The sequence below is a fragment of the Microbacterium sp. PMB16 genome, assembly GCF_051294855.1.
Taxonomy (GTDB): domain Bacteria; phylum Actinomycetota; class Actinomycetes; order Actinomycetales; family Microbacteriaceae; genus Microbacterium.
The window spans coordinates 1008477-1020110 of record NZ_CP145908.1 but is presented as its reverse complement, the minus strand read 5'-3'; the positions used below and the strand labels follow the sequence as shown (position 1 = coordinate 1020110).

The window sequence follows — 11634 nt, the reverse complement described above, 5'->3', positions numbered from 1 at the left end:
CCCGCTCCCGACGCGGACCCCGCGAAGTACGCTGTAACCGCCCGATGAACCACGGGAGCATGATGTCCACCACCGCCCTGACCGACCTCCCCCTCCGCCGGGCCGTGCCGGAGGATGCCGCGGCCGTGCTGCGGCTGTTCGACGAGGCCATCGCCTGGTTCGTCTCGGTAGGGAACACCGGGCAGTGGGGTACCGAACCCGTTTCCGACAAGCCCCGCTGGCAGGAACGTGCCGCAGGATGGTGCACGGGCGACGACAGCTGGGTGATCGAGCATCCCGAGGTCGGGGTGTGCGGGCTGATCGCCCTCGGCGACGCCGTCGACTACGTGCCCGCTGCCGCCGAGCCGGAGCTCTACGTGCAGGTGCTGATCGGTTCCCGTGATCCGCGTGCGAAAGGAGTCGGGCGGCGCCTGCTCGCCCTGGCGGATGAACGAGCGCGGGCGAGGGGCGTCGACCTGCTGCGGGTGGACTGCTACGCCGGAGGTTCCGGTGACCTCGTGCGGTTCTACGAAGCCTGCGGGTATGCGCGCGCCGAGACCTTCACCGTGGGGGCTGAGCCGAGCGCGTGGCCGGGGCAGGTGCTGGAACGCCGGCTCGGCGATCGTGTGACAGATTGATGCGGTGAACACTTCCGCCTCGTCGGCCGCTCCCGGACGCACGCTCCTCGTCGGCTTCGGCAAGCTCGGGCAGCGTCTCGCGCCTCGGCTGCTTGCGAATGGCGGCGAGGTCTTCGCGTTGCGGCGGAGCGAGGGCGAGCTGCCGGACGGGATCCTTGGCATCCGGGCAGACCTTTCGGCACCTCTGGCGGAGAAGCTCCCTGCGGTCGATGCGATGGTCGTCACCCTCCCGCCGCCCGGCGGCGTCGACGGCTACCGCACCGCGCTGACCCATCTCGCTGATGCGCTGCCTGCGATTCCCGTGCGCACCGTGTTCGTGTCATCGACCGGCGTCTTCGAGGGTTCGGCATCCGGTCCTCCGATCACCGAGCAGGATGCTCCTGCGCCGGCATCCGATCGTTCCCGCGGTCTGTACGACGGCGAGCGCGCCGCGATCGAGCTGTTCGACGCTGTCGTCGTGCGTCCGGCCGGGATCTACGGCCCCGGTCGTGGCTTCCTGCTCCGGCAGGTGCGGGAGCACGCCACGGTCAACCATCGCCGGCGCACGAACCGCATCCACGAGACCGACCTCGTGCGCGCACTCGACCTGCTGCTGCGGATGCCCGAGCCACCGGCACTCGTGCACGCGATCGACCAGGCGCCCGCCGCGCTGGGGGAGGTCGTCGCGCACATCGCGCGCGAACTCGGGCTGCCGGTACCGCCCGACGATCCGTCCGGGGAGCCGACCGGGCTCGTGCACGACGGGTCGCTGCTGCTTTCTCTGCTCGGGAGCCTGGAGTATCCGACCTACGTCGAGGGATACGCCGAGATGATCGCAGGCGAGCCCACCCGCTGAGAACCGGGCGAAGATGGAGGAGCGCATCCTCACACCCGGAACGACAGGAGCCCCATGTCTCTCGCTTCAGCCTTCGACGCCATCGAGGTCGAGCATCTTCGTCGTATCGGCGGGCTCAAGTGGTCGATGTTCCCCGACGCGGTGGGGGCGTTCGTGGCGGAGATGGACTTCGGGGTCGCTCCCGGAATCTCCCGCGCGCTGCACGCGGCCGTGGATCAGGGGGTCTTCGGCTATCTGCCGGCCGCGCTCTCCGACGAGATGTCGGCCGCGACCGCGGACTGGGTGCGCGATATGTACGGCTGGGGCGTGCCGGCATCCGACGTCCACCCGATCGCGGACGTGATCCACGGGCTCGAGCTGGCGATGGAGCATTTCTCGCGTCCCGGCTCCCCGGTGATCGTCCCGACGCCGTCATACATGCCGTTCCTGTCCGTGCCGCCGGCCGCCGGCCGCGAGGTCATCCAGGTGCCGATGACCGTGGCCGACGGCCGCTACTCGCTCGACCTCGACGGCATCGACGCCGCTTTCCGCGCGGGCGCGAGCCTGCTGATCCTCTGCAATCCGTACAACCCTGTCGGGCGCGTGTTCGAGCGAGAAGAGCTGCTGGCCGTGAGCGAGGTGGTGGAGCGACACGGCGGACGGGTGTTCTCCGACGAGATCCATGCGCCGCTCGTCTACTCCCCCGCGGCGCACGTGCCGTACGCCTCGATATCGGATGCCGCGGCGGCTCACACCGTCACCGCGACCTCCGCGTCGAAAGCCTGGAACCTGCCGGGCCTGAAGACGGCGCAGATCATTCTCACCAACGAGGCGGACCGCGCGACCTGGGAGCCGATCGGGATGATGGCCTCGCACGGCGCGAGCAACCTCGGCGTCATCGCGAACACGGCCGCGTACCGTGATGATCGCGCCTGGCTCGCCGACGTGGTGCAGTACCTCGACGGCAACCGCCGGTTCCTCGGCGAAGCGCTCGCCGCGCGGATCCCGGAGATCGCCTACCGCCAGCCCGAGGGCACCTACATCGGATGGCTGGACGCGCGGGCACTCGACCTCGGCGACCGGCCGGCCGAGTTCTTCCGCGAGAAGGCGGGCGTCGCCCTCACCGACGGCTCGGCCACGGGACTGGCCGGGGTCGGCTTCCTGCGGTTCGTCTTCGCGACCTCGCGGCCGATCATCGAGCAGGCCGTCGACCGGATGGCAGACGCCCTCGCCCGACGCTGAGGCTGGGATAGTGGACCCGTACCCCCTCTCCAGAAAGCAGAACAATGACGTACACCGCTGAGCCCACCAGGTACGACACCATCCAGACGGCGCGCTCCGGGCGGAGCGGCCTCATCCTGCCGCGCGTCTCCCTCGGTCTGTGGAACAACTTCGGAGAGGATCGCACGCTCGAGACGCAGCGGGCGATCCTGCGTCGAGCGTTCGACCTGGGTGTGTTCCACTTCGATCTGGCGAACAACTACGGCCCGCCCGCCGGGAGCGCGGAGCGCAACTACGGCCGCATCCACCAGCTCGACTTCCGCCCGTACCGCGATGAGCTCGTCATCTCGACCAAGGCGGGCTACCAGATGTGGGACGGCCCGTTCGGCGAGTGGGGTTCGCGCAAGACCATGATCGCGTCGCTGGATCAGTCGCTGCAGCGGCTGGGCCTCGACTACGTCGACGTCTACTACTCGCACCGGCCCGATCCGGAGACCCCGATCGAGGAGACGATGGGCGCTCTCGCGACGGCCGTGCGTCAGGGCAAGGCGCTGTACGTCGGCATCTCGAACTACTACACGCCAGAGGAGACCAAGGCAGCCTCGGCCGCACTGCGCGCAGAGGGCGTGCCGCTGACGATCCACCAGCCGCGCTACAACATGTTCGACCGGCGCATCGAGGAGGAGGGCCTGCTCGACACGCTGACCGAGCTCGGCGTCGGCGCGATCGCGTTCTCGCCGCTGGACCAGGGTCTGCTCACGGATCGCTACCTGAAGGGCATCCCGACCGACTCCCGCGCGGCGACCGGCCGGTGGATGACCGAGTCGAACATCACCGAGGAGTACCTCGACCGGGCGCGGGCACTGAACGACATCGCCGTCTCTCGTGGGCAGACGCTGGCGCAGCTCGCGATCCAGTGGGTGCTGCGCGACTCCGCGGTGACGAGCGCGCTCATCGGCGCCTCGAGCGTGAAGCAGCTCGAGGACTCGCTGCGTGCGCTCGACGGTGCTCCGCTCACGGACGACGAGATCTCCCGCCTCGACCCGCTGGCGGCGAAGCCGGCCTGACTCAGGTCATCGCCGCGACGAGCATCGGTGACAGCGGATGGGCGGCGTCGATACCGGTGGCTTCCCTCACGAACCGTTGCGGAGTCTGCGCCGCGAGCATTCGCTCCAGCTCTCGGGACTCTGCATCTTCGACGTTGCGATAGTGCAGCGCCGCGCCGAACGCGCGAACCAGAGCGACAGGCGCCTTGCCCGATTCGATGATCTGCGCGGCGGGAGAGATCAGTCGCTCGTGTCGCGAGATCTTGCGCAGAGGGTGTCGGCCGATCCGCAGGCAGGTGTCGGGCAGGGCAGGGTTCTCGAGTCTCTGGAGCGCGCGTCGCACGTAGTCCGGGTGCTCCTTGGCGATGATCGGATGCGTGGCGACCAGCAAGGAGGCCGTCTCGGCCAGCGCGGCTTCCACTTCGGCTCGCACGGATGGCAACGTGAGCGCGTCGGCGATTGTCCGGGCGCCGGCGATCAACCCGTGGTAGGCCGCCGTTGCGTGACCGGTGTTCATGGTGAAGAGCTTGCGCTCCACGTAGGGCGCGAGATCGTCCACGAAGTGCGCGTCCGGAATCGAGATGACCTCGTCGAGCCGAGGCCTCCGCTCGATCGTCCACTCCGAGAAGTCCTCGACGCGAAGGTCGAGTCCTTCGCCGGTCTGCAGCGGGATGATGCGGTCGACGGCGGTGTTGGCGAAGATCGCCTTCTCGGCGACGAGCTCGTCATGGCCTTCGGCGACATGGCGCCGCAGCGTATCGGACGCGCCGATGGCGTTCTCGCACGCCATCACGACCAGCGGGGGTGAATGAGGATCGCGCGCGACCAACCCCTCCCGGATGATCGGCGCGATGGAGCTCAGCACCGCCGGGCCGACGGCGCACGTCACGACGTTCGCTCGAGAAACGGCATGGACGGCGGCAGCCTGCTCCCTGCGCGCGTCGATGGCGGAGCATCTGTCGACGGTATGGATCGTTCCGGCGCCGCCGACCTCCTCGACTGTGTAGCCGGCGGCGGAATCGAGTTGCTCCACGAGGGCGGCGTCGACGTCGACGAAGGTCACGTCGTAGCCCGCCCTGTGCAGCACGAGCCCGATGAACCCACGGCCGATGTTGCCGGCGCCGAAATGAACGGCGCTCCGAGTGTCGGTTGTCATGGCCTACTCCAGGTTGGCGTGATGCCGCCAGAGCGTGTGCATGTCGATGTCGTCCGCGCGCACGAGCATCAGTGCGATCGCGTCCCCGAGGAGCAGCAGGCACTGTTCGAAGAGAGAAGTCATCGGCTGGAGCGATGTGACCTCGTTCTCGAGTGCGAGCTTGGTCTGAGTAGGAATGCGCACGAAGTGATCGGAGTAAGCGCTCATCGAGCCCGACGGATTCGACCCGATGTGCACGACGCGGGCGCCGTGCTGTTTCGCGCGACTGGCGATCGCCAGGGGCACGACGCTCTCGCCGCTGCCGGAGCCCACGATGAGAACGTCTCTCTCGGTGATGGCCGGTTCGGTGATCTGCCCCACGACGACCGTGTCGATCCCCAGGTGCGCCCATCGCTTCGCCACCGCCTCGAGGGCGAGCAGCACACGGCCCACACCCACGAAGAACACTCGATGCGAGCTTCGGACGATGCCGATCAGCACCTCCACGTCATCGGGGGATATGGATCCGAGAGTCGCGTGCATCTCGGCGACGATGTCGCGTCGCGCGACCTCGAACGCGCTCATGCGAGCACCGGGCGCTGTGCTGCGAGACCCTCGGCGACGGCTGCGTCGAGCAGCAGTCGGTTCTGCAGAACCGTGGCTCCGGGACGGAAGAGACTCGTGCTGCCCAGAACAAGGTCTGTCGCGCCGGCGGCGACCAGTGACGGCACGGATTCGATGGAGACGCGGCCGTCGACCTGCAGATCGACCTCGATGTCGCGCGCACGGCACAGATCGCGAAGCGCCTCGATCTTCCGCACGGCGTAGGGGACCTGTGCCTCGCTGCGGTCTGTCGCATAGCCGGGATTGATCAGCATGAGGCAGACCTTGTCGAGCTCGTCGAGCACCCAGTCGAGCGCGGTCAGAGACGTAGCGGGGTTCAGGGCGACCCCGGCCTTCGCCCCCTCGCGGCGGATGACCCTGGCGAGTCGATCGACGTGCAGAGTGCTCTCGCAATGGAACGTGACCGTCTCCATGCCGACCGAGAGCATCTCGGCGACGAAGTAGTCGTTGTTCGTGGACATGACATGCGCTTCGAGAGGGAGGGAGGTGATCTCGCGGATGCGCCGAGCGGTCTCGAGCCCGATCGGCATGCTGGGGCTGAATCGCCCGTCGAGGATGTCGACATGCAGGGCGTGGATGCCCGCCTCCTCGAGCGAACGGATGGTCGTCTCCAGGTTGGCCAGATCACCGGTCATGACGGATGCCGAGTAGCGGACACTCATTCCAGGCTCGTTTCTCTTGGGGTCGCGAACCGGGTCGAATCGGAATCGCTCTTGACAGCTGCGCCCATCTTGGCAAAAATCTCATCTGAGCGCTACCGCTCATTTGAGAATCTGACAAAGGAGTCGACATGCACCGGAACCCCCTCATCGCGGTGGCGGGCGCCGCCCATGTCTTGCCGGGCAGGGGCCGATGATGTCGGCGGACGCAAGAGCCGCGGCTTCTCCGGGTATGCGCGGCACCGCGCGCGCCCGTGTTCAGGCGTTCGGCGGGTTCCTGACGGCGATGGTCATGCCCAACATCGGCGCGTTCATCGCGTGGGGTGCGATCACGGCGCTCTTCATCCCCACGGGATGGCTGCCGAACGCGTATCTGGCGGAGTTGGTCGGTCCGATGATCACCTTCCTTCTCCCCTTGCTGCTCGCCTACACCGGTGGCCGGCTGGTGCACGGTGCACGCGGCGGCGTGATCGGAGCCATCGCGACGGTGGGCCTCATCGTCGGTGCCGAGATCCCGATGTTCCTCGGTGCCATGATCATGGGGCCGTTGAGTGCCTGGCTGCTGAAGCAAGTGGATCGCTTCGTCGTGCCGCGCGTGCGCGCCGGTTTCGAGATGCTGGTGAACAACTTCACGCTCGGTCTGCTGGGCTTCGGGCTCTGCATGCTGTCGTACGTCGCCATCGGCCCGACGATCGAGGCGGCCAACGGCATCGTGGTGTCGGGCATCGACTGGCTCGTTGCTCTCGGAGTGCTGCCGCTTCTCGCGGTGCTGAACGAACCCGCCAAGGTCCTGTTCCTCAACAACGTGATCGACCAGGGCGTCTACTACCCGCTCGGTCTGCAACAGGCGTCTGTGACCGGTGAGTCGATCTTCTTCATGGTCGCCTCGAATCCTGGTCCCGGGCTCGGCCTGCTGCTCGCGTTCCTGCTCTTCGGGAACTCGCAGATCGTGCGTCGCAGTACGCCCGGCGCGATCGTCATCCACTTCCTCGGCGGCATCCACGAGATCTACTTCCCGTACGTGCTCATGAAGCCGATCACGATCATCGCGATGATCCTGGGTGCGGCATCCGGTATCGCAACGTTCTCGTTGTTCGGGGTCGGTCTCGTCGCCGGTCCCAGCCCGGGCTCGATCTTCTCCTATCTTTTCCTCACGCCGCCAGGCAATCACCTGGGCGTGATCGCCGGTGTTGTCATCGCCACGGCCGTGACCTTCCTCGTGACAGCTGCGATCCTCAAGATCGAGCGTCTCCGCGGGGGAGGAGCAGACGACGACGGCACGCTCCTGTCAGCGCGAGAGCAGAGTGCCGCGATGAAGGAGGAGGGAAAGTCGCTGCTCGTCACGACGCTCGCCGCGACGAACGTCGGTGGTGTCGGTCACCTACGATCAATCGTCTTCGCCTGCGACGCCGGAATGGGCAGCAGTGCGATGGGAGCGACGGCCTTCCGCAGCCGACTCAAGAAGTCCGGCATCGAGGGGATCAGCGTGACCCATGCGGCCATCGAGGACATCCCCGCGGATGCCGATGTCGCCGTGATCCACGAGAAGCTGGTGGACCGAGCGCGTCGATCACGCCCCGATCTCGACATCATCCCGATCGCGAGCTACATGGGCGACCCCGCGCTGGACCAGTTTCTCGAGGCGATCACCGCCGATCGATCGACGACCTGAACGCGCGTCCGCAGCGCGGGCACACTCGTCGTCGGGTGAGATGATGACGGAGAGAGTGCTCGCGCTTCGGCATTCGCGGTGGGCGCCGACGATCAGGAGGAACGATGAAGGACGACTTCAGCGACGAGATGCTCGCGTCTGTCGCCCGTCGGTTCTATCTGGAAGACGCGTCGAAGGTCGAGATTGCCGCCGAGCACGGTGTCTCACGGTTCAAAGTCGCCCGCATGCTGCAGGCGGCACGTGAGACCGGGGTGGTCTCGATCGAGCTCCACGACCGGGCCGACCAGCGGGTGCTCCTCGCGCGGCAGCTGGCGGACCACCTCGGCCTCGAGGAGGTCCGCGTCGTTCCGAACGGCGGCTCGGATGCTGTGGACCGAGAGCGCATGGCTCTCGAAGCCGCCCGACTCGTCTCGCGGCTCACCCGGCCCGGCGACACCATCGGCATCTCGTGGGGTCGCACGATCGTCTCGATGACCTCCTATCTGCACGAGCTTCCGCAGTGCACGGTGGCTCAGCTCACCGGCACCGTGGGCAACGACGTCGCCCAGTCGCCGATCGAGGTGCTCTATCGGCTCTCGGCGCTGCATCCGCTCACGACGGTCGGTATCTTCGCGCCGTTGTTCGCCGCTTCCGCGGCTACGGCCGGGATCCTCCGCGCGGAAGGCAGCATCGCCACCGCACTGGCGACATACGACCGCCTCACCACGGCCGTGGTCTCCATCGGATCGTGGGAGCCGCGGATCACTCAGCTCGAGGGTTTCCTCGACGCGGCAGATCTCGACCTTCTCGAGAGCGGATCCGCGGTGGCGGAGATCGCCGGTACGTTCATCGATGCCGGAGGAGCCACACTGGACCTCCCTCTGAACGACCGCCGCATCGCCGTCGACCTCGAACAGCTGCGGGCGACTCCGCACGTGATCGCGGCCGCAGGTTCGCTCGCGAAGGTCGACGCGATCCGTGCGGCGGTGTCGTCCGGCATCCTCACCGTTCTCATCGTGGACGAGGCCGCCGCGCGCGCTCTCCTTCAGCTGCCGCCGACCGATTCCGTACGCCGGACGCGACGACGCGAGAAGTGAGTCGGCACACGCCGAAACTCCGCAGAACGACACGAACTTCGCACCGGATCCCGCGGATCCCTGCGAAGTTCGTGTCGTTCTGCGAGATTCGTGCCGGGCGCGCGGCCCGTGTCGGGCGCGCGGGCGCGCGACCTACAGGGGCGGATCGAGCCGCGCGAGCGCAGCATCCATCTGCTCTGCCATGTGCGCGTAACCACGATCGGACGGATGCAGGCCGTCGGATGCCATCCAGCTGTCCGCTGATCCGGCGTAGTGCCCGTCGAGCCAGTGACTCGCGTCGGGGATCCAGTCCGCGCCGATCTCACCGGCGGCGCGTTCGACCCAGCCGATGATCGTCGCGAGCGATTCGGGACGCGTCTCGGTGTACCAGAACGGCTCGACGACGATGATCCGCGCAGCGGGCAGGGCGTCTCGCAGACGAGTGAGGTCCGCGGTGATCGTCTCGTGGATCAGCTCGGCGCGGGAACCGTAGCTGAAGTTGTCGTTCAACCCCATCGTCACGAACAGGATGTCGGGCTCCTGCGCGATCACGAGCTCGGGCAGATCGTCCGCACCGAAGTCCGTGCGGTGATTGACGAACCCGAGCCCGTTCACACTCGGGTTGAACTCGCGCCAGCCGCGGTCGGTGCTGATGATGCTCGACCAGCGCAGGGACGGGTCGCTCGCTCCGGTGCCGAGCGTGTACGAATCGCCGTAGAACGCGACCACCGGTCCACTCCCCGGCGTCGCGGAGGTGTCGGGGACGGGGATGGGGGTGCAGGCCGTGAGCCCCAGCGAGAGGGCGGCCACGGACGCGAGCGATCGGAGACGGCGCATGCTCCTTGTTCGTCGCCGATCGCTCACCGGATGGCGCGACTGTTCTCAGTACAGCCAGCGGCGCCCGTTCACGAACGGCAGCGCCTGCCACCACGCGCCGAGACCCGCGACCGTTCCCGCGCCGATCGTGGCGAGCAGCCAGCCGACGAGGATGTAGATCAGGTGGTCGTCGACGATCGGGTTGTTCGAGAGGGGAAGCATGCTCAGGTAGATCCCGCCCATGACGAGCGTGCCGCCGACGGCGGCGAGGCGCAGGCAGACGCCCATGAGGAGGGCGACGCCGACCGAGCCGAGGCCCAGCATGAACAGCACGTCCACGACCGGGTTCCCCGCGATCGCCTGGAACATGCCGGAGAGAGCGCCCTCGGTGTGACTCAGGTATCCGGCGCTCGGGGACTGCCCGGCGAGCACCGATCCCTCCGGCGGTGTCGCGAGCCCGAAGCCGAAGAGCTTGTCGACGAACGCCCACAGGTAGACGAAGCCGAGGGCAATGCGCGTCGCCGCGATCAGGATGCGTGCCGCGGGGGAGTCGCGGACGACGCGGTCGGGGGCGGTGCTGCGGGCAGTGGCGCGGGTGGCCTGTGCGGATGTGGACATGGTTCTTTCCTCCGGTGGGGTGTGTTGCTGGGGTTGTGGGGTGTGGGGTTGTGGGGTCAGTGGTCGGCGGCGGCGAGCAGGATCCCGGACGGCATCGCCGACAGCTCTATCCGGGCGATCTCGGCGAGCGCGGTCGACGTCGTCGCCGAGAGTCCGGTCGTGCGCGGCTCGCCGTCGCCCGTCCACGTCGCGACGACCTGCCGCGTACCGGCGATGTCGGTGACGATGAGCACGTAGTCGTGACCGGCCGCGATGCCCGCCGGATACGCGCACGACCAGTCCAGGCGCGTGCCCCACGTGCGCTCAGACAGGGACAGGTCGGCGTGCACGCCGCTCTCGCCGACCGGGTCCAGCCGCACGGTGGCGTTCTCCGCGTCGGCGACCGTCGTCGATCCGAAGCTCTGCGTGCCCACGAAGCCGGCTGCGCCGCCCAGGAACACCAGGCCGACCGCGGCTGCGGCGAGCAGCATCCGGGTCTTCCGCGTCCTTCGTCGCGCCCGCTCCGCCAGGGCGGTGAGCGAGGAGGAATCGGATGCTGCCGCGTGCACTGCCGCATCCGCCTGCCGGGGTGCGGCAGGGAGTGCGGCCAGCAGCCCGGGGAGCGGCGCCAGGTCGCTCACCGCCCGCCGACAGGACGAGCAGGCCGACATGTGGTGATCGAACTCGTGCCGCTCGGTCACGCTGAGCACGCCCATCACGTAGGCGGCGTCCCACTGGGAGTACTGATCGTGGTTCACGAGACGACGCCCCTCTCCTGCAGGGCCAGCCGCAGCGCGCGCATGCCGTAGTGGAGGCGTGATTTGACGGTGCCGGCGGGGATGCCGAAGTCGGTGGCGAGCTGGGCGATGCTCTTTCCGCCGTGGTACGCCCCGCTGATGACGGCCCGGTGGTCGGCGGGGAGCGTGGCGAGGGCCTCGGCGATGACCCAGCGCTCGAAGAGGCGCTCGGTGTCATCGTCGTGCGTCGCCTCCGGCATCGTCTCGACCGTGATCTCGCGTCTGCGGCGGGCGCTGCGCAGATCGTCGGTGACGAGGTTCCGTGCGACCGTGCACAGCCAGGCGCGGACGACGGGTTCGGGCCTCGTCAGGATGTCGGGGTTCTGCCAGGCGCGCAGCAGAGTCTCCTGCACGACGTCATCGGCGAGTGCCGCTTCGTACGGCAGGGAGATCACGAAACCGCGGAGCATCCCGGAGTAGCGCTCGTGGATGCCGCGCAGCAGCGCATCGGCATCCGACGTCGTCTTCACGAGATCTCCCCCGGTACGCGGCGGCGTACCTGTGAGAAGAGACGGCGGTAGTGGGGGAAAGGTTCAGCCCGGCGGGCAGGATGCCGGAATACAGGTGGCGGGGAGGAATCG

General features: G+C 68.0%; 13 protein-coding genes. 6 read left to right on the top strand and 7 right to left on the bottom strand.

Annotated elements, in window-relative coordinates; translation table 11 throughout:
• The first annotated feature begins 59 nt into the window (after positions 1-59).
• From V5D55_RS04900 to V5D55_RS04885, 4 genes are read left to right on the top strand one after another with little or no spacing between them, the layout of a single operon-like run.
• A complete protein-coding gene (locus tag V5D55_RS04900; protein ID WP_435748250.1) occupies positions 60-617 on the top strand; it encodes an N-acetyltransferase family protein in 558 nt (185 codons plus the stop codon).
• A gap of 4 nt (positions 618-621) precedes the next feature.
• Complete coding sequence (locus V5D55_RS04895; RefSeq protein ID WP_435748248.1) at positions 622-1452, top strand: sugar nucleotide-binding protein; 831 nt, start codon at positions 622-624, stop codon at positions 1450-1452.
• A 54-nt stretch (positions 1453-1506) separates the two neighbouring features.
• Entirely contained in the window at positions 1507-2673 is a 1167-nt protein-coding gene (locus V5D55_RS04890; RefSeq protein ID WP_435748245.1) for a MalY/PatB family protein, read from the top strand.
• Positions 2674-2717: 44 nt separating this feature from the next.
• Complete coding sequence (locus tag V5D55_RS04885) at positions 2718-3719, top strand: aldo/keto reductase (RefSeq protein WP_435748243.1); 1002 nt, start codon at positions 2718-2720, stop codon at positions 3717-3719.
• Position 3720: 1 nt separating this feature from the next.
• On the opposite strand, the gene V5D55_RS04880 is transcribed toward V5D55_RS04885, so the two are convergent.
• The 3 genes from V5D55_RS04880 to V5D55_RS04870 are packed head-to-tail and all read right to left on the bottom strand — an operon-like array spanning position 3721 to position 6119.
• A complete protein-coding gene (locus V5D55_RS04880; RefSeq protein WP_435748241.1) occupies positions 3721-4854 on the bottom strand; it encodes a mannitol-1-phosphate 5-dehydrogenase in 1134 nt (377 codons plus the stop codon).
• A 3-nt stretch (positions 4855-4857) separates the two neighbouring features.
• A complete protein-coding gene (gene hxlB / locus V5D55_RS04875; protein WP_435748238.1) occupies positions 4858-5418 on the bottom strand; it encodes a 6-phospho-3-hexuloisomerase in 561 nt (186 codons plus the stop codon).
• The gene (locus V5D55_RS04870) at positions 5415-6119 is read right to left on the bottom strand and encodes a ribulose-phosphate 3-epimerase (protein WP_435748236.1); all 705 of its coding nucleotides are present in this window, start codon (positions 6117-6119) and stop codon (positions 5415-5417) included. Before V5D55_RS04870 ends, hxlB begins: the two co-directional genes overlap by 4 nt.
• Before the next feature lie 193 nt (positions 6120-6312).
• Here V5D55_RS04870 and V5D55_RS04865 point away from each other — a divergent pair, with 193 nt between their 5' ends.
• Positions 6313-7788 (top strand): PTS mannitol transporter subunit IICB, encoded by a 1476-nt coding sequence (locus V5D55_RS04865; protein ID WP_435748234.1) that lies wholly within the window; start codon positions 6313-6315, stop codon positions 7786-7788.
• A 104-nt stretch (positions 7789-7892) separates the two neighbouring features.
• Positions 7893-8864: a sugar-binding transcriptional regulator gene (locus V5D55_RS04860; protein ID WP_435748232.1), complete on the top strand. Its 972-nt coding sequence runs from the start codon at positions 7893-7895 to the stop codon at positions 8862-8864.
• A 132-nt stretch (positions 8865-8996) separates the two neighbouring features.
• Here the strand turns inward: V5D55_RS04860 and V5D55_RS04855 are convergent, their stop codons facing one another.
• From V5D55_RS04855 to V5D55_RS04840, 4 genes are read right to left on the bottom strand one after another with little or no spacing between them, the layout of a single operon-like run.
• Complete coding sequence (locus V5D55_RS04855) at positions 8997-9680, bottom strand: SGNH/GDSL hydrolase family protein (RefSeq protein WP_435748230.1); 684 nt, start codon at positions 9678-9680, stop codon at positions 8997-8999.
• Between the two features lie 45 nt (positions 9681-9725).
• A complete protein-coding gene (locus V5D55_RS04850) occupies positions 9726-10277 on the bottom strand; it encodes a hypothetical protein (RefSeq protein WP_435748228.1) in 552 nt (183 codons plus the stop codon).
• Positions 10278-10333: 56 nt separating this feature from the next.
• Positions 10334-11014 (bottom strand): anti-sigma factor family protein, encoded by a 681-nt coding sequence (locus tag V5D55_RS04845; RefSeq protein WP_435748226.1) that lies wholly within the window; start codon positions 11012-11014, stop codon positions 10334-10336.
• Entirely contained in the window at positions 11011-11523 is a 513-nt protein-coding gene (locus V5D55_RS04840) for a sigma-70 family RNA polymerase sigma factor (RefSeq protein ID WP_435748224.1), read from the bottom strand. Before V5D55_RS04840 ends, V5D55_RS04845 begins: the two co-directional genes overlap by 4 nt.
• Positions 11524-11634: the final 111 nt, after the last annotated feature.

Bases quoted from the DNA above. Each gene is read 5' to 3' on its own strand.
- V5D55_RS04900 (WP_435748250.1), top strand. From the start codon at position 60: ATGATGTCCACCACCGCCCTGACCGACCTCCCCCTCCGCCGGGCCGTG.
- V5D55_RS04890 (WP_435748245.1), top strand. From the start codon at position 1,507: ATGTCTCTCGCTTCAGCCTTCGACGCCATCGAGGTCGAGCATCTTCGT.
- V5D55_RS04885 (WP_435748243.1), top strand. From the start codon at position 2,718: ATGACGTACACCGCTGAGCCCACCAGGTACGACACCATCCAGACGGCG.
- V5D55_RS04880 (WP_435748241.1), bottom strand. From the start codon at position 4,854: ATGACAACCGACACTCGGAGCGCCGTTCATTTCGGCGCCGGCAACATC.
- hxlB (WP_435748238.1), bottom strand. From the start codon at position 5,418: ATGAGCGCGTTCGAGGTCGCGCGACGCGACATCGTCGCCGAGATGCAC.
- V5D55_RS04870 (WP_435748236.1), bottom strand. From the start codon at position 6,119: ATGAGTGTCCGCTACTCGGCATCCGTCATGACCGGTGATCTGGCCAAC.
- V5D55_RS04865 (WP_435748234.1), top strand. From the start codon at position 6,313: ATGTCGGCGGACGCAAGAGCCGCGGCTTCTCCGGGTATGCGCGGCACC.
- V5D55_RS04860 (WP_435748232.1), top strand. From the start codon at position 7,893: ATGAAGGACGACTTCAGCGACGAGATGCTCGCGTCTGTCGCCCGTCGG.
- V5D55_RS04855 (WP_435748230.1), bottom strand. From the start codon at position 9,680: ATGCGCCGTCTCCGATCGCTCGCGTCCGTGGCCGCCCTCTCGCTGGGG.
- V5D55_RS04850 (WP_435748228.1), bottom strand. From the start codon at position 10,277: ATGTCCACATCCGCACAGGCCACCCGCGCCACTGCCCGCAGCACCGCC.